This is a genomic window from Rhizobium esperanzae, from assembly GCF_002204185.1.
In the GTDB taxonomy this organism is placed as follows: Bacteria; Pseudomonadota; Alphaproteobacteria; order Rhizobiales; family Rhizobiaceae; genus Rhizobium; species Rhizobium esperanzae.
The window spans coordinates 219,676-240,492 of record NZ_MXPU01000007.1 but is presented as its reverse complement, the minus strand read 5'-3'; the positions used below and the strand labels follow the sequence as shown (position 1 = coordinate 240,492).

At 62.1% G+C, this 20,817-nt stretch carries 19 protein-coding genes and 1 tRNA gene; 13 read left to right on the top strand and 7 right to left on the bottom strand.

Translation table 11 applies throughout. The features are described from left to right. Positions 1-270 precede the first annotated feature (270 nt). Together B5E41_RS13075 and B5E41_RS13070 are read right to left on the bottom strand one after the other, a co-directional pair. Entirely contained in the window at positions 271-1,365 is a 1,095-nt protein-coding gene (locus B5E41_RS13075; protein WP_088394159.1) for a flavin monoamine oxidase family protein, read from the bottom strand. 106 nt (positions 1,366-1,471) lie between these two features. Continuing rightward, a complete protein-coding gene (locus B5E41_RS13070) occupies positions 1,472-2,149 on the bottom strand; it encodes a cupin domain-containing protein (protein WP_088394157.1) in 678 nt (225 codons plus the stop codon). 302 nt (positions 2,150-2,451) lie between these two features. Here B5E41_RS13070 and B5E41_RS13065 point away from each other — a divergent pair, with 302 nt between their 5' ends. The 6 genes from B5E41_RS13065 (at position 2,452) to hflX (ending at position 9,969) form a co-directional block, all read left to right on the top strand. After that, on the top strand, positions 2,452-3,441 hold the full coding sequence (locus tag B5E41_RS13065; protein ID WP_088394155.1) for a potassium channel beta subunit family protein: 990 nt from the start codon (positions 2,452-2,454) through the stop codon (positions 3,439-3,441). A gap of 220 nt (positions 3,442-3,661) precedes the next feature. Next, on the top strand, positions 3,662-5,932 hold the full coding sequence (locus B5E41_RS13060; protein ID WP_088394153.1) for a sensor histidine kinase NtrY-like: 2,271 nt from the start codon (positions 3,662-3,664) through the stop codon (positions 5,930-5,932). After that, positions 5,922-7,286: a nitrogen assimilation response regulator NtrX gene (gene ntrX, locus B5E41_RS13055; protein ID WP_011425228.1), complete on the top strand. Its 1,365-nt coding sequence runs from the start codon at positions 5,922-5,924 to the stop codon at positions 7,284-7,286. Before B5E41_RS13060 ends, ntrX begins: the two co-directional genes overlap by 11 nt. 62 nt (positions 7,287-7,348) lie before the next feature. Continuing rightward, entirely contained in the window at positions 7,349-8,212 is an 864-nt protein-coding gene (locus B5E41_RS13050) for a D-amino-acid transaminase (RefSeq protein ID WP_064810276.1), read from the top strand. Positions 8,213-8,323: 111 nt separating this feature from the next. After that, on the top strand, positions 8,324-8,566 hold the full coding sequence (gene hfq / locus B5E41_RS13045) for an RNA chaperone Hfq (protein ID WP_003539403.1): 243 nt from the start codon (positions 8,324-8,326) through the stop codon (positions 8,564-8,566). Between the two features lie 77 nt (positions 8,567-8,643). Then, entirely contained in the window at positions 8,644-9,969 is a 1,326-nt protein-coding gene (hflX, locus tag B5E41_RS13040; protein WP_088394150.1) for a GTPase HflX, read from the top strand. A gap of 186 nt (positions 9,970-10,155) precedes the next feature. Here hflX and mazG read toward each other — a convergent pair whose 3' ends face one another. Both mazG and B5E41_RS13030 read right to left on the bottom strand, forming a co-directional pair. After that, a complete protein-coding gene (gene mazG / locus B5E41_RS13035) occupies positions 10,156-11,001 on the bottom strand; it encodes a nucleoside triphosphate pyrophosphohydrolase (protein ID WP_088394148.1) in 846 nt (281 codons plus the stop codon). Positions 11,002-11,007: 6 nt separating this feature from the next. Beyond that, positions 11,008-11,595 carry a deaminase gene (locus B5E41_RS13030; RefSeq protein ID WP_088394146.1) on the bottom strand — a complete coding sequence of 196 codons (588 nt, stop codon included), beginning with the start codon at positions 11,593-11,595 and terminating at the stop codon, positions 11,008-11,010. A 267-nt stretch (positions 11,596-11,862) separates the two neighbouring features. On the opposite strand from B5E41_RS13030, the gene cysG reads away from it, so the two are divergent. Genes cysG through B5E41_RS13005 form a run of 5 tightly spaced genes read left to right on the top strand, consistent with a single transcriptional unit; the run spans position 11,863 to position 17,067 of the window. Continuing rightward, complete coding sequence (gene cysG / locus B5E41_RS13025) at positions 11,863-13,299, top strand: siroheme synthase CysG (RefSeq protein WP_088394144.1); 1,437 nt, start codon at positions 11,863-11,865, stop codon at positions 13,297-13,299. A 2-nt stretch (positions 13,300-13,301) separates the two neighbouring features. Then, complete coding sequence (locus tag B5E41_RS13020) at positions 13,302-13,616, top strand: DUF2849 domain-containing protein (protein ID WP_088394142.1); 315 nt, start codon at positions 13,302-13,304, stop codon at positions 13,614-13,616. A gap of 8 nt (positions 13,617-13,624) precedes the next feature. Continuing rightward, complete coding sequence (locus B5E41_RS13015) at positions 13,625-15,295, top strand: nitrite/sulfite reductase (protein ID WP_088394140.1); 1,671 nt, start codon at positions 13,625-13,627, stop codon at positions 15,293-15,295. A 10-nt stretch (positions 15,296-15,305) separates the two neighbouring features. Further along, entirely contained in the window at positions 15,306-15,818 is a 513-nt protein-coding gene (locus B5E41_RS13010; RefSeq protein WP_011425236.1) for a DUF934 domain-containing protein, read from the top strand. A 37-nt stretch (positions 15,819-15,855) separates the two neighbouring features. Continuing rightward, positions 15,856-17,067, top strand: coding sequence for a UbiH/UbiF family hydroxylase (locus tag B5E41_RS13005; RefSeq protein WP_088394138.1), 1,212 nt, complete (start codon positions 15,856-15,858; stop codon positions 17,065-17,067). On the opposite strand, the gene B5E41_RS13000 is transcribed toward B5E41_RS13005, so the two are convergent. Beyond that, a complete protein-coding gene (locus tag B5E41_RS13000; protein WP_088394136.1) occupies positions 17,035-17,997 on the bottom strand; it encodes an AEC family transporter in 963 nt (320 codons plus the stop codon). The genes B5E41_RS13005 and B5E41_RS13000 overlap by 33 nt on opposite strands. 46 nt (positions 17,998-18,043) lie before the next feature. Beyond that, on the bottom strand, positions 18,044-18,793 hold the full coding sequence (locus B5E41_RS12995; protein WP_088394134.1) for a cytochrome c biogenesis CcdA family protein: 750 nt from the start codon (positions 18,791-18,793) through the stop codon (positions 18,044-18,046). A 211-nt stretch (positions 18,794-19,004) separates the two neighbouring features. On the opposite strand from B5E41_RS12995, the gene B5E41_RS12990 reads away from it, so the two are divergent. Continuing rightward, positions 19,005-19,080 (top strand) — tRNA-Lys (locus B5E41_RS12990). Positions 19,081-19,388: 308 nt separating this feature from the next. Here B5E41_RS12990 and B5E41_RS12985 read toward each other — a convergent pair. After that, entirely contained in the window at positions 19,389-20,000 is a 612-nt protein-coding gene (locus B5E41_RS12985; protein WP_088394132.1) for a L,D-transpeptidase, read from the bottom strand. Between the two features lie 345 nt (positions 20,001-20,345). Between B5E41_RS12985 and B5E41_RS31660 the strand changes: the two genes are divergently transcribed. Continuing rightward, the gene (locus B5E41_RS31660) at positions 20,346-20,516 is read left to right on the top strand and encodes a hypothetical protein (RefSeq protein WP_176439381.1); all 171 of its coding nucleotides are present in this window, start codon (positions 20,346-20,348) and stop codon (positions 20,514-20,516) included. Positions 20,517-20,817: the final 301 nt, after the last annotated feature.

Genomic DNA, 20,817 nt, shown 5'->3' with positions numbered 1-20,817 from the left:
CTGCGCCGGCAAACAAAAACGCAGTGTCATTTGATGGTCACATAGTATTTGCGAGCTATTGTTTGCCGCCGGGCAAATGTCATTGAAGTTGCTACGCTCGCCGCCGCCACGCCTGTGGACAAGCTGTGGATAACCGGTGGATGAGATGGCTGGTCAGCGGGCGATAAGGTGCTCGATTTCATCAGGATGTTGCTCATCCGTTCCGCATGCCGCCACCGCCGTTGCGCTCGAAATGAGGTTGGAGGCCGTTGAGGAGGTAGCCCTCCTAGATCAGCGTGGCGAGACAATCGTCAACACAGCCCGTCTCGCAGCGGCAACGGCGCCGGCAAGGAAGCCGGGTTCAGTCGCGCTCGTCTCGCTGCCGGCCATAAACAGTCGCTGAGCCCACGGTCCGCACACCCAATCCTTATCCTCGGCCCACAAATGCCCGGCTGCGATGCGGTCGCGGACTGTCGCAGTGAATGGATCGGCGGCCCAGTCTTTCAAAATTGTGGTACGCGGTTCCAATGAGTCAGCGCCGAAAATTCGCCCGAACTGAGCCAGGCAGGCTTTCGTCAACGCCTCGTCACCCAATGCCGCCCGCTGATCCGCGCCGACGCCGATGAAGCCGAAGAGGGCTGCCTTTCCATTCGCCAGCGTCGCGTCATGCATTTCGACCATAGGCCCGACCATGCTCTGCGCGGTGCCCGACAATCCGCCGTCACGCCAGAAGGGTCGATCGTAGATTGCGAAAAACTTGGCGTGCGGCGCCATCCAGGTCGGCGTATCGCGCCAGCGAGCCACGGTGGATTGGTCTTGCTGCGGCGTGAAAGTCACGTTTGCCTCAAGCAATCGAGGCGGCAGGGCGCAAATGACCTGCTGCGCGTGGACCACCGCGGCCATGCCGTCCGCAGCGTTCGAGGTAATCTCGACGCCGTCACCGGCAAGCGCCATGGCCGAAACAGGGCTGTTGAGTTGAATTCTGTCGGCCGGGATCTCTCGTTCCAAAGATCGCACCAGCGCCGCCGAACCGCCGGTCAGTCGAAGCGATTTTCCCTGCGGTTCGACAGGGCGATACTTTTGCGGTCCTTCCCGCGACATTCGCTCGAATATCACATCGCCATCATTGTTTTGCGAGAACGACGGGAGCTCCAGTTCCAGAACGAGCTCGGCTATATCAGGCTGCATGATCGGCCAGAACCAGGAGGGGCCGAGATCGAACCCGTCGTCGGAAGGAATTCCATGTTCGTCTGATGTCAGGATGCGGCCGCCCAGCCGATCCCTTGCTTCAAGCAACAGGAAGTCGATGCCCTTCGAATTGAGGGCCCGTGCCGCGCAGAGCCCGGCGAGTCCTCCCCCGACGACAGCGACTTGGCATCTTTTCATCAAACTACCTCTGGCCCGCCATCAGAATGCAGGAAGCGGGCGAATTTCAGCGCGGGTTTTATTTACAGGGCCGCGCATGCTGGCGTCCAGTCAAAGACGTAACCCGCTACGATGGCAGTTTCAGAACATCGGCGTGCTGCAACGGTGCGTCTTTGATCCAGGCATATGCACCCTCTGGACCGGCGCTCGCCATCAGGTTTTCGCCTTCGGGCAGCCGCATCCAGCTCTGCGATCGAAGGCGCTCCGTTCCAACGGACAGCTCACCTTCAAGAACCAGCAGCTCCAATCCACGATGATTCGAAAGTTTGATCGAGGCGCTGCGACCCCACCTTTGAAGATAGACCTGCTCATGACCGTCATCGAACAGGATCGTTGCGGTGACGGCATCGTTTTGAAGTCCAGGCTCTCCTTCACCCGGTCTGCGCACGATTTGCGCCTCGTCGCCCTCGCGAAACTGCCAGAGCTTGACGAAGATGGTGCACCCGTCAGCGGATGCGGGCGCATGCGACGTCCCCGGCGGATTGCGGAAGTATGATCCGGCCGGGAAGCGACCGTGTTCGTCCTCGAATATCCCGTCGAGCACCAATATTTCTTCACCGCCCGCGTGGGTATGAGACGGAAATACGCTGCCTGCGGCATAGCGGACAATCGAGGTCGCCCGAGCCACTTCCTCGCCGACGCGATAAAGCATTCGACGATCGACCCCGCGAGCCGGACTGGCGACCCAATCCAGTTTCGCGGCGTGGACGACCGTCGGCTTGGTGAAATCATCATTCAGACGCATCGTTTTTCTCCATCGTCAGCACCACCCGAAACTTGACGCGGCCGGACTTCATCTCACCGCTATTCTTCGTCAACGGCAAGAAGTTTACCAAGGCACAATCGGTCGAGGAATGAGAGCCAGTATCGAGGAGGCATCAAAACCGCATTGAGCGTCTTTTGCGGGGCTGGTTTAAGCAGCTTGTTGCGCCGAGGCTCGCATATTGTCGTTCATGCCATAGATTAAGCCGATCGGTCGTTGATCGATCGTGTGCTGTTGAGGCCGGGTACCGGCCGGCCCATGTTCTAACCTGCGGGAGCTGCGTGATGGAATATCGTCGTTTGGGAAAGTCGGGTCTGAAGGTGAGCGAGTTCTCCTTCGGCTCATGGGTCACTTTCGGCAAGCAGGTGAACGGCGGCGACGCCGTCGATCTCATGCGGCTTGCCTACGACAATGGGGTGAATTTCTTCGACAATGCCGAAGGTTATGAAAGCGGCAAGTCGGAGATCGTCATGGGCGAGGCGCTCAAGTCGCTCGGCTGGAGCCGCGACAGCTTCATCGTCTCGAGCAAGGTTTTCTGGGGAGGTGAGAGGCCGACGCAGCGCGGTCTGTCGCGCAAACATGTGACCGACGCCTGCCACGCGGCGCTGAAGCGGCTTCAGGTCGATTACCTCGACCTCTATTTCTGCCACCGCCCGGATATCGACACGCCGATCGAGGAAACGGTGCGGGCGATGCATGATCTCGTCGCCCAGGGCAAGGTGCTTTACTGGGGGACCTCCGAATGGTCCGCACAGCAGTTGACCGAAGCCTACGCCATTGCCCGCGACCTTCGCGTCACGCCCCCCACCATGGAGCAGCCGCAATACAATATCTTCGAACGGCAGAAGGTCGAAGCCGATTATCTCCCGCTCTATGACCTGATCGGCCTTGGCACCACGATCTGGTCGCCGCTCGCCTCCGGCGTCCTGACCGGCAAATACAATAATGGCGTGCCGGCCGACAGCCGCATGAATTTGCCCGGCTATGAATGGCTGAAGGAAAGATGGTCGAGCGATGCCGGCCGCGCTCAGCTCCGACAAGTCGGCGAACTCGCAAAACTCGCGGACGAGATTGGCTTGTCGATCACCCACCTCGCGCTTTTGTGGTGCCTCGCCAATCGCAACGTCTCAACCGTCATTCTCGGCGCCTCGCGCGCCAGCCAGTTGCAGGATAATCTCGCGGCCCTCTCTCACAGGCACAAGCTGACGGCTGAGGTGTTGGAGCGCATCGATGCGATTGCCGGAAATAAGCCGGAAGGTCCACGACGTTTCTGACGCAAGTCGCGCAAAAGTGTCCGAGGCGGGGCTCTGCCGGAGCTTGACAACGTGACGAGGCGCGTTGCATTTTCGCCACAATGCGTTGCTTAAAGGTCACGCAAGGGTTTTGGACATTTCGCTCCCGATCGAGTCGTTCTGACGCTGGCTCTCCTGAGCCGGCGTTGTCTGGTTTCGGTCGGATGGCGGGACGGCGGGGTGCCGTCTGGAGAGAGGCCGAATGACGCAGGATGGGGTAGCGCCGGCGGCGACGGGCGAGACGGTGACGACGGTGACCGATCGCCGCGCCCTTTTCGCCGTGCCCGGCCTCGTGCTGGCCGGCGGCGCGCTTCTCTGCGCCACAATCACACTCTTCATATTGCTCGGCCTGACGCCGATCGCGCCGAGCTCGCACGTCGTCATCACCTCGGTGATCGTCAATTCCTTCTTCGTCCTGACTCTGCTGGCGCTGATCGCCCGCGAGGTGGCAAGGCTGCTCAAGGCGCGCACCCGGGGCAGGGCGGCCGCGCGCCTGCACATTCGTATCGTCGTGCTCTTCTCGATCGTCGCGATCACGCCGGCGATCCTCGTCGCCATCTTCGCCAGCATCACGCTGAATGCCGGCCTCGATCGGTGGTTTGCGCTGCGCACCCAGTCGATCGTCAGCTCGTCGCGCAATATCGGCCAGGCCTATATGATGGAGAACGCCAGCTACCTGCAGGGGCAGACGGTTTCCATGGCCAACGACCTGGAGCGCAACCGTGCTCTCTACAGCCTCGACAGGACGGGCTTTGCCGAACTGATGACGCGCCAGGCAAGGGGCCGCGGCCTGCTCGGCGCCTTCCTCGTCGAAAGCGACGGTTCGGTGGTCGTCCAGGCCGATATCACCACGGAAAAACCATTGCCGGCCATTCCGAAGGATGCGCTGGAAAAGGCCGCGGCCGGCCAGCCGACGCTCATTCCGCCCGGCGTCACCAACCTCGTCGGCGCCATCATCAAGCTCGATGCCATTCAGGGCACGTTTCTCTATACGGTGCGGGCCGTCGATCCCAAGGTCATGGGCGCCATGCGCATGATGGAGGAAAACGCCACCGAATACCGCTCGATGGAGGCCAACCGCTTCTCGCTGCAGATCGCCTTCGCCGTGCTCTACATCGGCTTCGCGCTGATCGTGCTGCTTGCGGCGATCTGGACGGCGATTGCTGTCGCCGACCGCATCGTGCGGCCGATCCGGCTGCTGATCACGGCGGCCGACAGCGTTGCATCGGGCAATATGGATATCGTCGTGCCGGTGCATGCCGTCGATGGCGACGTCGCCAACCTGTCGCGCACCTTCAACAAGATGATCTCGGAAATCCGCACCCAGCGCGACGAGATCCTCGAGGCCAAGGACGAGGTCGACGACCGCCGGCGCTTCATCGAAGCGGTTTTGTCGGGCGTTACCGCCGCCGTTATCGGCGTCGAACAGGATCGCCGCATCGCCATCGTCAACAGTTCTGCCGAGACGCTGATGTCGCTGTCGGCCGACGAGATGCTCGGCAAGCAGCTGGTCGACATCGCGCCCGAGGTCGATCAGGTGCTGACCGAGGCGGCGGTGCGTCATCGCGGCGATTTCCGCAAGCAGATCGCGCTGGTGCGCGGCGGTACGGTGAGGACGCTGAGCGTGCAGGTCACCCGCGAGGAAGTGCGCGACATGAGCGAATCCTACGTGATCACGCTCGACGATATCACCGATCTCGTCATCGCCCAGCGCTCGACGGCTTGGGGTGACGTGGCAAGGCGCATTGCCCACGAGATCAAGAATCCGTTGACGCCGATCCAGCTGTCCGCCGAGCGCATCCAGCGCCGTTACGGCAAGCAGATCAACCAGGACGACCGCACCGTCTTCGACCAGTGCACGGATACGATCATCCGTCAGGTCGGCGATATCGGCCGCATGGTCGACGAATTCTCGGCTTTCGCCCGCATGCCGAAGCCGACCAAGGAGCCGAGCGACCTGCGCGATATCCTGCGCGATGCGATCTTCCTGCGTGAGATGGGCAATCATCACGTCACCTTCCTCTCGGAGTTCGGCGATAAGCCGCTGGAGGGCCTGTTCGACAGTCGCATGCTCGGCCAGGCTTTCGGCAATCTCATCAAGAATGCTGTGGAATCGCTGGAAGCCGTTCCGAGTGATGAGCGCGACGAGCGCAAGGTTCTCGTGCGCGCCGCACTCGATGTGGCCCGCGACCGTTTCACCGTCGACGTGATCGACAATGGTCGCGGCCTGCCGGTGGAAAACCGCCACAGCATTCTGGAGCCCTATATGACGATGCGCGAGAAGGGCACTGGCCTCGGCCTCGCCATCGTCAAGAAGATCATCGAGGAACATGGCGGGCAGCTCGAGCTGCATGATGCGCCCGCCGATTTTGACCGGGGAAGAGGGGCCATGATCCGCGTGCATCTGCCACGCCTGGAGCCAGCGCCTGCCGCTCCCGCAGCCAATGACAAGGAAAGCGCTTATGGCCTCTGATATTCTCGTCGTCGATGACGAGCACGATATTCGCGAGATCGTTTCCGGCATTCTCTCCGACGAAGGCCATGAGACACGCACGGCCCATGACAGCGACAGCGCACTGGCGGCGATATCCGATCGCGTGCCGCGGCTGATCTTCCTCGATATCTGGATGCAGGGCAGCAAGCTCGACGGCCTGTCGCTGCTCGACGAGATCAAGACCCGTCATCCCGATCTCCCGGTCGTGATGATCTCAGGCCACGGCAACATCGAAACCGCGGTCTCGGCGATTAAGCGCGGCGCTTTCGATTTCATCGAAAAGCCCTTCAAGGCCGACCGGCTGATCCTGATCGCCGAACGTGCGCTGGAAAATTCCAAGCTCAAGCGCGAGGTTTCCGAGCTGAAGCGGCGCACCGGCGACGCCCTGGAGCTGATCGGCACTTCGGTTGCCGTCTCGCAACTGCGCCAGACGATCGAGAAGGTGTCGCCGACCAACAGCCGCATCATGATTCTTGGCGCGTCCGGTTCCGGCAAGGAGCTGGTAGCGCGGATGATCCACAAGAAGTCTGCCCGCGCCAATGGCCCCTTCGTGGCGCTGAATGCCGCCAACATCACGCCCGATCGCATGGAAGTGGCGCTCTTCGGCACTGAGGGCACGCCCGGCCAGGCCCGCAAGATCGGCGCGCTCGAGGAAGCCCATCGCGGCATTCTCTATCTCGACGAGGTCGGCGAGATGCCGCGCGAAACGCAGAACAAGATCCTGCGTGTCCTTGTCGATCAGCAGTTCGAGCGTGTCGGCGGTTCGAAGCGCGTCAAGGTCGACGTCCGTATCATTTCCTCGACCGCCTATAATCTCGAAAGCCGCATCGCCGAAGGCTGGTTCCGCGAGGATCTCTATCATCGCCTGGCCGTCGTGCCGGTACGCGTGCCGCAGCTTGCCGAGCGTCGCGAGGATATTCCCTTCCTCGTCGACCAGTTGATGCGCCAGATATCAGAACAGGCCGGCATTCGTCCGCGCCGCATCGGCGACGACGCCATGGCGGTGCTGCAGGCGCATGACTGGCCGGGCAATATCCGCCAGCTGCGCAACAACATCGAGCGGCTGATGATCCTTGCCCGCACCGACGGCCCGGATACGCCGATCACCGCCGACATGCTGCCGACCGACCTCGGCGACATGCTGCCCAAGGTTTCGGCCAAGAACGATTATCACATCATGACGCTGCCGCTGCGCGAAGCCCGCGAGATGTTCGAAAAGGATTATCTGATTGCCCAGATCAATCGCTTCGGCGGCAATATCTCGCGTACCGCTGAATTCGTCGGCATGGAGCGCTCGGCGCTGCACCGCAAGCTGAAGTCGCTCGGCGTCTGATCCTATCGGCGCGGCCCCGCCGCCGCGCTGCGTCCCTCCCACATCCCGAAGATCAGGTTCCCATGCCGAGAATTGCCTATGTCAACGGCCGTTACGTCAAGCATTCCGATGCCAGCGTGCATATCGAGGACCGCGGCTACCAGTTCGCCGACGGGGTCTACGAGGTCTGCGAGATCCGCCACGGCTATATCGTCGATCTCACCCGCCATCTGAACCGGCTCGGCCGTTCACTCGGGGAACTCAGCATCGCCTGGCCGATGAGCCGGGCCGCACTGACGCAAGTCATTCGCGAGACGCTGCGCCGCAATCATGTGCGCAACGGGCTTTTCTACCTGCAGGTGACGCGCGGTGTCGCCCGCCGCGACCATGTCTTCCCGGCCGAGGGCACGCCGCCCTCGCTCGTCATCACCGCAAAGAGCACCGATCCGAAGATCATCGCCGCCAAGAATGCCAACGGCATCAAGGCGATCACCGTCACCGACAACCGCTGGGACCGCGTCGACATCAAATCCGTCGGCCTGCTGCCGAATGCCATGGCCCGCCAGCAGGCTAAGGAAGCCGGTGCCCAGGAGGCGATCTATGTCGATGGCGACGGCATGGTGAAGGAAGGGGCCGCGACCAATGTCTGGATGGTCGATTCGGATGGTACGCTGGTGACCCGTCCGGCCGAACACGGCATCCTGCGCGGCATCACCCGCACCACATTGATGGATGTCGCCGCCAAGCTGGGCTTGAAGATAGCCGAGCGGAATTTCTCTGTTTCCGAAATGCTCGCGGCCCGCGAGGTCTTCCTCACCGCAGCCACAAGTATCTGTTTTCCGGTCGTTTCCGTCGATGGTCTGCCTATCGCCAACGGCCATCCCGGCAGCGTCTCGCAGAAAATCCGCGAAGCCTTTTTCGACGTTGCGGAAAAGATTGCGATTTGATACCAAGATTTGCTGGACCGGTGGAATGAGGGTGTTGCCGGTCTCGCATGGAGAGGTTGATTGATATTCTACCGGCCAACACGGGTCGGCAATAAAGAAAGAAGCGGCGCGATGGCGGAACGTTCTCAGAATTTGCAGGACTTATTTCTCAATACTGTTCGCAAACAAAAGATTTCCCTGACAATCTTTTTGATCAACGGCGTGAAACTCACGGGTGTTGTTACCTCCTTCGACAATTTCTGTGTTCTGCTTCGCCGTGACGGCCACTCGCAGCTCGTGTATAAGCATGCGATCTCGACGATCATGCCGGGTCAGCCCATGCAGATGTTCGAGAGTGAAGAAGCCGCGTCCTAACAGGATCAGCCGTCATTTCGACACGCGATACCAAGAACGATTCGATCATCCCTGAGGCCGCCAAGCACAGGGACGATATGCGCGCGACCGTCGTCGTGCCGGTTCTGAAATCGCGCAACCGCGGAGGCCAGACCGAATCGGCCTCGACCCGCACGCCGGAAAGCCGGCTCGAAGAGGCGACGGGCCTTGCCCAGGCGATCGACCTCGACGTCGTCAATGGATCGATCGTCCCGGTCAATGATCCCAGGCCGGCGACGCTGCTCGGCACCGGTAAGATCGAGGAGATCAAGGCGCTTCTCGACGAGCGCGATTCCGGTCTCGTCATCGTCGATCATCCGCTGACCCCGGTGCAGCAGCGCAACCTCGAAAAGGAGTGGAACGCCAAGGTCATCGACCGGACGGGCCTGATCCTCGAGATCTTCGGCCGCCGCGCCTCTACCAAGGAGGGCACGCTGCAGGTCGATCTCGCCCATCTGAACTATCAGAAGGGCCGGCTGGTCCGCAGCTGGACCCACCTCGAACGCCAGCGCGGCGGCGGCGGTTTCATGGGCGGCCCCGGCGAAACCCAGATCGAAGCCGACCGGCGACTGCTGCAGGATCGTATCATCAAGCTCGAACGCGAGCTGGAGCAGGTCGTACGCACCCGCCAGCTCCATCGCGCCAAGCGCCGCAAGGTGCCGCATCCGATCGTCGCGCTCGTCGGCTATACCAATGCCGGCAAATCGACGCTGTTCAACCGCATCACCGGCGCCGGCGTGCTGGCCGAAGACATGCTCTTTGCGACGCTCGATCCGACGCTGCGCCGCATGAAGCTGCCGCACGGCCGCACCGTCATCCTGTCTGACACGGTAGGTTTCATCTCGGACCTGCCAACACATCTCGTCGCCGCCTTCCGCGCCACCCTGGAAGAGGTGCTGGAAGCCGATCTCATCCTGCATGTCCGCGACATGTCCGATCCCGACAACCAGGCGCAGAGCTCCGATGTGATGCGCATTCTCGGCGATCTCGGTATCGATGAGGCCGAAGCGGAGAAGCGGCTGATCGAGGTCTGGAACAAGATCGACCGGCTGGAGCCCGAGGTTCACGACACTATGGTGCAGAGGGCGGCGGGCGCCAACAATGTTGTCGCCGTCTCGGCCGTCAGTGGCGAGGGCGTCGACACGCTGATGGATGAGATCAGCCGCAGGCTTTCCGGCGTGATGACCGAAACCACCATCCGCCTTCCCGTCGACAAGCTGGCGCTGCTGCCCTGGCTCTACGACCATGCGATCGTCGACGGCCGCGAGGATAATGAGGACGGCTCGATAACGCTCGATCTGCGCCTGTCGGAAACCGAGGCCGCCGAACTCGAGCGCCGCATCGGCAACGGCCCGAAGCCTTCGAAGGAAGATTGGGAGCGGTGAGTGGAATTCCCTTCTCCCAGCGGGGAGAAGGTGGCCCGAACGGTCGGATGAGGGGGCACACGGTACGCCCTTCATGATGCCCTTCGCTTGCGCTTCGTGCATTCGCTCCTGCCGTCGCTCACCCCCTCATCTGCCTGCAGGCATCTTCTCCCCGCTGGGGCGAAGGGAGATGTGGCAACGTTGTGTTCACTCAACCTCAGCCACGAGCGCTCTTTCAATCGCCTTCGCTGCCTGCCAGATCTCCTCCATTCGTTCTAGGCTGGCTGCCTCCAGCGTCTCACCTTCCGCTTCAAGAATATTCTCTATGTGATTGAACCGACGCCGGAATTTCGTATTCGTTCCGCGCAGCGCCTGTTCCGGATCGGCCTTCACGTGCCGGCCGATATTGACGACGGCGAAGATCAGGTCGCCGAGTTCGTCGCTGACCTTGGCCCGGTCTCCGTCTCTCAGCGCCGCCCGCAATTCGCCGATCTCCTCCTCGATCTTGTCGAGAATCGGCTCGGGCGCCGACCAGTCGAAGCCGACCTTGGCGGCGCGTTCCTGCAGCTTCAGCGCCTCGGTCAAAGCCGGAAAACTGCGCTGCACCGAGCCAAGAAAGCCGCCCTTGAAATCCTCGGTGATGCCGCGCTTGGCCCGGCGCTCGGCGCGCTCGCGTTTTTCCGCCTGTTTGATCTCGTCCCACTGGATCTTCACCGCATCAGGCGTATCGGCTGCCGAGCGGGCAAAGACATGCGGATGGCGGCGGATCATCTTGGTGGTGATGGCGTTGACCACGTCGCCGAAGGAGAATTCGCCGGCCTCCTCGGCCATGCGGGCGTGAAAGACGACCTGTAGAAGCAGGTCACCGAGTTCATCACAGAGATCGTCCATATCGCCGCGTTCGATCGCGTCGGAGACCTCATAGGCTTCTTCGATCGTGTAGGGCTTGATCGTCTGGAAATTCTGCGCGATATCCCAGGGGCAGCCGGTTTCGGGATGGCGCAGCGCCGCCATGATCTCGATCAGCCGCGAAATGTCTTTGGAAGGTTCCATGGTGCCTCAGTTCAGGGGAATGTCGTTGGCGCTCTTCGACGACTGGTAGGTGGAAGACAGCGCATCGTAGCGCACCTTGATGCGGGCGGTCTGCGCCTTCAGCGCCGTCTTCCGGGAAGCCTCCTCGGTCTCGACCAGATCGGCGATGGCAAAGCTGTTCCAGAAGGCGTTCTGCCTGCGATAGCCGCCGGGTTCAAGCCCGAAGACCTCCTTCAGGATCTTCAGGTCGTGCGGAATTGCGAAGGCATCGCGCGAATCTTCGTGGCTGAAGAAATAGTAGAAATTGTCGAATCCCGCCCAGGTGATCGCCGACATGCACATGGTGCAGGGTTCGTGGGTCGACAGGAAGATCAGCTCCTTGGTCGCCGGCCTGTCGCCGAGCTCGTAGAAGCGCTTCAGCGTATGCACCTCGCCGTGCCAGAGCGGATTGTCGAGCTCGTTATTGGTCTCGGCGACGACGAGCGACAGATCGGATTTGCGCAGGATTGCCGCGCCGAACACCTTGTTGCCCAAGGAGACGCCGCGTTCGGTCAGCGGCAGGATATCCTCTTCGATGACCGAAAGCAGGCGGGCGGCAATGGTCTTGTCGGGCATTGATGATCTCCGGTTTGCCCCAGTCTATCGCCTTGGCGGCACGAGCGAAATGCGGCAAACGCCGGTGGACGTCGTTTGTCACAGGCTTTACACTGCACCGCAACAAAGAGAGTGGGAACAGGTGGTTGTCGTCGGCACGGTTGACTTTTCTCAAATCGCCGGTGAGGCGAGCAAAAGAATACGCGCTTGCGGGGGCTTTCGAATTTCTGTTCCTTCAATCGCTTGTCGATCACGGGCATATTCTGGCAACTTCGAAGTGGATTGGTAATGTCTTCCAAGACTGAGCAGCTTTCGGTATTTCCAGCTTTCTTTCGCGTGGAAGGCCAGAAGACGGCTGTCTTCGGCAATGGCGATGAGGCTTTCGCCAAGGTGCGGCTGCTCTTGAACACAAGGGCACGGATCGTCGCCTATGCCGAGCGGCCGGAAGCCGATTATCATGCCTTCCTGATCGCCAACCGCATCGAGACGGTGCGCGCCGGCTTTGCCGCCGGCCAGGTCGAGGGTGCGGCCCTTGTCTTTGCCGCCACCGGTAATGAGGCCGAAGATCGCCGGATCGTCGATGCCGCTCGCGCCGCGAAGATTCCGGCCAATGCCGTCGATCAGCCCGACTACTGCGATTTCTTCACGCCGGCGCTGGTCAATCGCGCCCCGGTCGCTGTTGCGATCGGCACCGAGGGGGCGGGGCCGGTACTGGCGCAGATGATCCGCGCCCAGATCGACCAGCTTCTTTCGCCTTCGCTCGGGCGCCTGGCCGCACTGGCGACGAGCTATCGCAAATCCGTCGAGCAGCTGGTTCCCCGCGGCGTTTCACGCAGGGTCTTCTGGCGCCGATTCTTTTCCGGCCCCGTTGCCGATGCGGTCGCCAATGGCAACCTGCCGCAGGCCCGCCACGCTGCCGACCGGCTGCTCTCTTCGATGGACAAGGTCGCCGGCCATGTCTGGCTTGTCGGCGCCGGTCCGGGGGCTGAGGATCTGCTGACGCTGCGCGCCCAGCGCGTGATGATGGAAGCCGATGTCATCGTCTACGATGCGCTCGTGCCGCAGGCGATCGTCGATATGGGCCGCCGCGATGCCGAACGCCTTTCAGTCGGCAAGCGCAAGGGCTGTCATTCCAAGTCGCAGGAAGAGATCAACGAGCTGCTCGTCGATCTCGGCCGCCAGGGCAAGCGCGTCGTCCGCCTCAAGTCAGGCGATCCGCTGGTCTATGGTCGGGCAGGGGAAGAGATGGCCGCCTTGCGCGCCGCCGGCGTTACCTATGAGGTCGTGCCCGGCATCACCTCGGCCTTCGCTGCCGCTGCCGATTTCGAGCTGCCGCTGACGCTGCGAGGCGTCGCCTCCTCGCTCGTCTTCACGACAGGCCATGATCTCACCGGCGACGTGCTGCCCGACTGGGCAAGCCTTGCCGTCTCGGGCGCGACGATCGCCGTTTACATGGGCCGCACCGTTGCCGCGTCGGTCGCCGAGCGGCTGATGCAGGCCGGCATTCCCGCCGAGACCACCGTCGCCGTCATCGAGAACGCCAGCCGCGCCGAGCGGCGGCTGCTGCATGGCACGCTCGCCGATCTGCCCGATCTGCAGCACCGCGACGAGCTGACCGGCCCTGTGATGGTCATTATCGGCGATGCGGTCGCCGGCGCCAATTTCGAACTGTCCGAGCCGCTGATGCGCGAGAACGCCAGGCTCGAGGAATTTGCAAGGAGCTGAATATGGGTGACAAGGTCCTGACCGCCAACCGGCTGACGGACGGCATTGCCGTCTGGCTGGATGCCAACGGCAAATGGTCGACCTCGCTGCAGGAGGCGGTTGTCGCCCGTCACAACGAAGCCGTCGAAGCATTGGAAGCCATTGGCAAAAAGTCGTATGCCGACAATGAAGTCGTTGACGTCGCCGTCGTCGACGTTCAGGAAACCAACGGCATTCTCTGGCCGCTTCGCCTTCGCGAGCGCATCCGCGCGCAAGGGCCGACCATGGAATATGCGCCGGGCTACGCTCCTGCCGATCCCGAATTCATTGCAGTCTGAGGAAGACGATGTACCGTTACGACGAATTTGATCATGCCTTTGTCAGCGAGCGCGTCGAGCAGTTCCGCGACCAGGTTCAGCGCCGCCTTTCCGGCGAGCTAGCCGAGGATGCGTTCAAGCCGCTGCGCCTGATGAACGGCGTCTACCTGCAGCTTCATGCCTACATGCTGCGCATCGCCATTCCCTACGGCACGCTGAGCGCACGTCAGCTGCGCATGCTCGCCCATATCGCCCGTACCTATGACCGCGGCTATGGCCACTTCACCACGCGCCAGAACCTCCAGTTCAACTGGCCGAAACTGTCGGACATTCCCGATGCGCTGGCCGATCTTGCAAGCGTCGAGATGCACGCGCTGCAGACCTCGGGCAACTGCATCAGAAACGTCACCGCCGACCACTTCGCCGGTGCTGCCGCCGACGAGATCGCTGATCCCAGGCCCTATGCGGAAATCCTGCGCCAGTGGTCGTCCGTCCACCCGGAATTCTCTTTCCTGCCGCGCAAGTTCAAGATCGCCGTGACAGGCGCCGAGCGCGACCGCGCCGCCATCCAGGTCCATGATATCGGCCTGCACCTGAAGAAGAACGACAAGGGCGAGATCGGTTTTGCCGTCTATGTCGGCGGTGGCCAGGGCCGCACGCCGATGATCGCCAAGCTGATCCGCGACTTCCTGCCCGAGGAAGATCTGCTCTCCTACACCACGGCGATCGTGCGGGTGTACAATCTGCACGGCCGGCGCGACAACAAGTACAAGGCCCGCATCAAGATCCTCGTGCACGAGACCGGCGCCGAGGAACTGGCGCGTCAGGTTGACGCCGAATTCGCCGCCCTGAAGGATAGCGAGCTGAAGCTGCCCGAACAGGATGTCGAGGCGATCGCCGCTTATTTCGCGCTGCCTGATCTGCCCGAGCGCGCCGAGGGCTGGGAAAACCTCGCCCGCTGGAAGAAGGCCGATCCGGCTTTCGCCCGCTGGGTGCAGCAGAATGTGCAGCCGCACAAGAACCCCGATTACGGCATGGTGACGATCTCGCTGAAGCCGATCGGCGGCATTCCGGGCGACGCCACCGATGCGCAGATGGATGCCGTCGCCGATCTCGCCGAGGAATATGCCTTCGACGAAATCCGCGTCAGCCATGAGCAGAACCTGATCCTGCCGCATGTGGCGCTGGCCGATCTCGAAGCGGTCTATCGCGGCCTCGTCGCCATCAATCTGGCCGAAGCCAATGCCGGCCTGATCACCGATATCATCGCCTGTCCGGGGCTGGACTACTGTGCGCTCGCCAATGCGCGCTCCATCCCGGTCGCGCAGGAAATCTCCCGCCGCTTCGGCAGTCCCGAACGCCAGGCCGAGATCGGCGAGCTGAAGATCAAGATCTCCGGCTGCATCAATGCCTGCGGCCATCACCATGTCGGCCATATCGGCCTGCTCGGTGTCGAGAAGAAGGGCGCCGAACTCTACCAGATCACGCTCGGCGGTTCCGGCGACGAACATACCTCGATCGGCGAGATCATCGGCCGCGGCTTCGAGCCGGACCGGGTGACGGATGCGATCGAGACGATCGTCGACACCTATCTTGGCCTGCGTCTTGATCAATCCGAAACCTTCCTCGCCGCCTATCGCCGCGTCGGGCCGCAGCCTTTCAAGGATGCGCTCTACGGCTCGGCCGCCGAAGCGGCTTAAGGAGGGGACGATGACGAAGATCTGGAGAGAAACCGGTTTTGTCGACAATGATCCCTGGCTGATCGAAACCGACGAGGTGAAGGCAACAGGCGAGCAGAAGCCGCTGCTCAGCCTCGATGAACTGATCGCAAAGGCCGATGGAAGCAACGATGCCGGCCTCGGCGTGCTGATCAAGCCGGCCGACGACGTGCGCCGGCTGGAGCCTTATCTCGATCGCCTCGCAATCGTGGCGGTCGCCTTTCCCGCCTTCAACGACGGCCGCGCCTTCAGCCATGCCTCGCTGCTGCGCCAGCGCCTCGGCTACACCAGCGAGCTGCGCGCCGTCGGCGACGTGCTGATCGACCAGGTGCCGCTGATGCTGCGTGTCGGCATCGACAGCTTTGCCGTGACCAACGCCACGGCGCTGAAGCGGCTTGCCGAAAACCGTCTGCCCGCCATTCCCCATCATTATCAGCCGGCGGTGCGTGACGCCGAAGCCGGCAAGGGCTATAGTTGGCGCCGTCAGGCGAAGCCGGCCGCATAAGCGACGGGTCCGCCTCTTTACGATGGCGGAATATAGCATGAAGACATTCGAAATCGCGGTGATCGGTGGCGGGCTTGCCGGCATGATCGCCGCCATTGCGCTTGGCCGCGGCGGCCGCAGCGTGGCGCTGGTGGCTCCCGTTGCTGCAAAGGAGGACCGGCGCACGACGGCGCTGATGGATCAGTCGATCCGCTTCCTCGACCGCCTGACGCTCTGGGAAAAGCTGCGCTCGGCGGCGGCGCCTCTCACCAGCATGCGCATCATCGACGGCACCGACCGGCTGCTGCGCGCGCCGACCACCACGTTCCGCGCGGCCGAGGTCGGCCTCGATGCCTTCGGCTACAATTTCCCCAACAGGGCGCTGACCGAGATTCTCGAAGCGGCCACGGCCGGCGAGGGCAATATCACCCGCTTCACCGATATGGCCGAATCGATTGAGATATCGACCGAGAGAGTGTCGATCACGCTTGCCGGCGGCGAGACGCTGACGGCAGATTTCGCCGTTGGCGCCGACGGCCGCGGCTCGAAGCTGCGCGAGGCGGCAGGTATCGGCGTGCGCAACTGGTCCTACCCGCAATCGGCCATGGTGCTGAATTTCGCCCATTCGCTGCCGCACCAGAACATTTCGAGCGAATTCCATACCAAACACGGCCCTTTCACCCAGGTGCCGCTGCCAGGAAGCCGCTCCAGCCTTGTCTGGGTGCAGGATCCCGCCGAAGCGGCCGCCCGCCTGGAGCTGCCGCTGGCCGAGCTGGGCTCTCTCGTCGAGACGCAGATGCAGTCGATGCTCGGCAAGGTGAGCATCGAGGAAGGCGTCCAGGTCTGGCCGCTGTCGGGCATGATGGCCCATCGTTTCGGCAAAGGCCGCATCGCTCTGATCGGCGAGGCCGCCCATGTGTTCCCGCCGATCGGGGCGCAGGGGCTGAACCTCAGTCTGCGCGATATCCTGGCGCTCACCGACATTCTCTGCGACCGGGCGGAACTGCCGGTGCCGGCCGATGCCGGCGAAAGCTTCGACCGCCGCCGCCGCGCCGACATCATGACGCGCACGGCGAGCGTCGATCTGCTCAACCGTTCGCTGCTTTCCGATTTCCTCCCCGTGCAGGTGCTGCGCGCCGCCGGCCTGCACATCCTCTCGGCCATTCCGCCGCTGCGCAACCTCGTCATGCGCGAAGGCATCGAGCCCGGCCGTGGTTTTCGCGATATTCCCGATGCCCTACGGGAAAAGCTGAAGCGAAAGAAGGCCTGAGCGGATCGTAATCAGCCAGAGCGAAACGGTGGCCACCGAAAGCACTGTCGTGATCAGGATCGTCGCCGAGGCGCGCTCCTGCCACACGCCATATTGCTGGCCGATGACGAAGACATTGGTCGCCGTCGGCAGTGAGGCGAGCAGCACGGCCGACTGGATCCAGACCGGCTCGAAACCGCCGACGGTCGTCAGCGCGAGGAACACCGCGATCGGATGCAGGATCAGCTTCGCCGGCACGATATAGGAAATCTCCGCCGGAATCCGCTTCAGCGGCCTCAGAGCCAGCGTGACGCCCATGGCGAAGAGGGCGCAGGGAGCAGCTGCCTGAGCGAGGTAGTCGACAAGCCGCTGAAGGGCCAGGGGCTGGTCGATGTGAAAGGCGGCGACGGCAAAGCCTGCCGTCGTCGACAGGATGAACGGATGCAGCGCCACCTTGCGGGCAATATCGGCGGCGAGCCGGCCTGCCGAACGCTTGTCGTCGCCGGCTGCCGCCATCAACGCCGGCGCAACGATGAAATGCAGCGCATTCTCAAAGCAGATGATCAGCGCCACCGGCACGGCAGCGCCTTCGCCGAGCGCAAGCAGCGCCAGCCCCGGCCCCATATACCCTATATTGCCGTAGGCGCCGGCAAAGGACTGGATGGTGCATTCATCAAGCGGATTGCGGCGCACGAAACAGCCGATGACAAAGAGCAGGACGAAGACCGCATAGGTCGCGGCGATATCGGTGACAATGAAATCGACCCGCGTCAGCTCTTCGATCGGCGTGCGCGAGACGAGCTTGAAGAACAAAGCGGGCAGGGCGGCATAGATGATGAAAGTGTTCAGCCAGCCGAGCGCCTCGGCCGGCTGCTTCGTCGCCTTTGCGGCGACGTAACCGATCAGGATCAGGCCGAAGAACGGCAGGAGCAGGCTGACGATATCGGCCAAGGGAAAGTCCGGTTTTCGCGGGATAGTCGGCGGGGAAGAATCTCTTCTAGCCGATTTGCATCAGGATCGGAAAGGTCTGCTGGAACCAGATCGCCACATCGCTGACCCAGCCGAACAGGAAGGCGAGGCCGGTGAGGATGAGGAAGACGCCCATCACCTTTTCCACCGTGCCGAGATGGCGGCGGAAGCGCGACAGAAAGCGCATGAAGGCGCCGGAAAAGCCGGCGGCGATCCAGAAGGGAATGGCAAGGCCCAGCGAATAGATGGCGAGCAACCCGGCGCCGGAGCCGACCGTCTCGCGCGACGCGGCGACACCGAGAATCGCGCCGAGCACCGGGCCGATGCAGGGCGTCCAGCCGAAGGCGAAGGCAAGGCCCATGACATAGGCGCCGGTCAGCGTCGCCGGCTTGCCGCCGCCCTGGAAGCGCGCTTCGCGGGCAAGCAGGCCGATTCGGAAGAGACCGAGGAAATTCAGCCCCATGACGATAATGATCAGCCCGCCGATCTTGGAGAGCAGGTCGAGATGCTGGCGAAGCGCCATGCCGATGCTCGAAGCCCCGGCGCCGAGCGCCACGAAGACGGTGGCAAAACCGAGTGTGAAGAGCAGCGCCGAAAACAGCACGCCGCGCCGGATATCGGGCGAGACCGCCACCGCGCCGCCGCCGCGAAACTGCTCGACCGAAATGCCGGCCATATAGCAGAGATAGGGCGGGACGAGGGGAAGCACGCAGGGCGAAAGAAAGGAAAGCGCCCCTGCCAACAACGCACTCCACAGGGAAATATCGGCAATCGACACGCATTCTCTCCGGCTGCAATCTGCGCCCTGTTCCTAGCGTCGCAGGCCCTGGATTGCCAATCACCTTTTTGCGTAGGCGAGAAATCTGCCTTTGCGCGCCAGAGAAATGTGCCTTACCTTTGCAAAAGCCGAATTTTTCGGTTGACCGCAATGGGTCACCTGCCTATGTTCCGCCCACTTCCAGCCGGGGTGCCTCACACCCGCGGAGAGGGAGAGCGTAGCTCAGCCGGTAGAGCAACTGACTTTTAATCAGTAGGTCTCGGGTTCGAACCCCGACGCTCTCACCACAAGCAAAAGACAACCACAAATAGTGTATCGGATGCGCGGAACGATTGCTCCGGCGGATCGGCTGGGGAAAATCGACTCACCGTTTCCCCGGAGTTGTCATCCTTCCTCAATGCCCGTGCCGCCGAAACCAACGCCGCCCTCAAAATCGCATAACTCCTCGCCGGCGGTGACGGTTGCGAATAATCGTGTTTGCGAAAATACGCTCGTCCCCGCAAGAGCTATCCGGCAGGCGAGCACCGAGCCGTACACATACACCAAACGGAGTAAATTTCGCCTCGGCGGTGCGCCTATAGGATAATCGATCCGATTACCGTTGGACGATCACGCGGGTCCCCGGCTGGACCATGTCGTAAAGCTCCTCGACATCCTCGCGGTACATGCGGAAGCATCCGCTTGATGCATTGGTGCCGATGGAGGAGGGGTCGTTGGTGCCGTGGATGCGGAGCAGTCCGTCGGCAAGGTAGATCGCCCGGGTCCCAAGCGGATTTGCAGGCCCGGGTTTCACCACTGCCGGGAGCCTCGGGTTCTTCTGGCGCATGCTGGCCGTTGGCCGCCATTCGGGATGCAGTCGTTTCGACACGACCCGCGTTGTCCCGTACCATTGTTTGCCTTCGCGGCCGACAGCGATGGGGTAGGCAAACTGCTCACCCTCTGCCGTCGTGTAGATAAGCGTGTGCTCACGCGTGGCAATGACGATGGTTCCTCTTCCAACGCGCGTCGATGGATCCCGACGTTCTGGAAAGGGTTCCGGGTAGCCAGGCTCTGGCTCGTAGTCAGGAGGAGGGGGATAGGGGCTGTAAGGGTCATCATAGCCATAGCCGTCGTATTCATCGTATCCATCATACGGCGTGTAAACTTGGGCCTGGGCATGCACCACTGTCAGAAATAGGGCCGCAGCAAGGAGAACCAGCAATCTCATTCTTCGCATCCGCTTGTTATACAATCGTGATTGGTCCGAATTCTATGGCGGCACTATGGCGGGGTGGGACGGTGACCTTTCGTCGCTCCGAGAAGCCGACCAGCCAGAAACAAATGTGCGCTTGGCTGCTGGTGGCATGGCGACCTAGATGCTCAATAAGCGACTGGTTCAAACCTCGCAGAATCTCGGTTCGATAGAGTTCTGCCCCAACGCGCGAGCGTCACACCCGGACACGGCATCCAAATGTGGTTCGTTCAGACGCCGGCGGCGGTTCGAGACCTTCCTCCACGGAACCAAAAGCGCCCGCAACGACTTGACCCCAGAGTTACCTTGGAGGTCCCCCTGATGGACAGAACACCGAAAATGGCCATTCGCGGAATGTTGTCCTACGTGATCGCTCTTCTCGTCCTCGGCATTCTGGCGGGCGCCGTTTACACGCTCTACGGCCATCCCGCCGATCCGTCCGAGCAACCAGCGGCTGAGTCCATCCCGCAAAAGGCGACAGTTCCGCAATGAGAGGCGACACAACAGCAATTGAATCGGTCGCCCTTTGAGAACGAATGGTGAAACCGAAAGCGTTCTGCCAGATCCGGCGCCCACCCGGTCCGGTCGTGCTGAAACGCCCGCGCTCCACTGCGGGGCACCCCGCAAGCGGCAACCAACAAGGGCTTTGGAAAGCAAGGCAGAAATTCTGTCGCAAGTCCTTCCCACCAGTAGAGAGCTTATATTTATGGGGGGAACAACCTGCGACAGGGGAAATCGGACCCGCGCAGGCATTGCGAAACAGGGGAGAGGCAGCCGGCCCGGAACGGCCCGC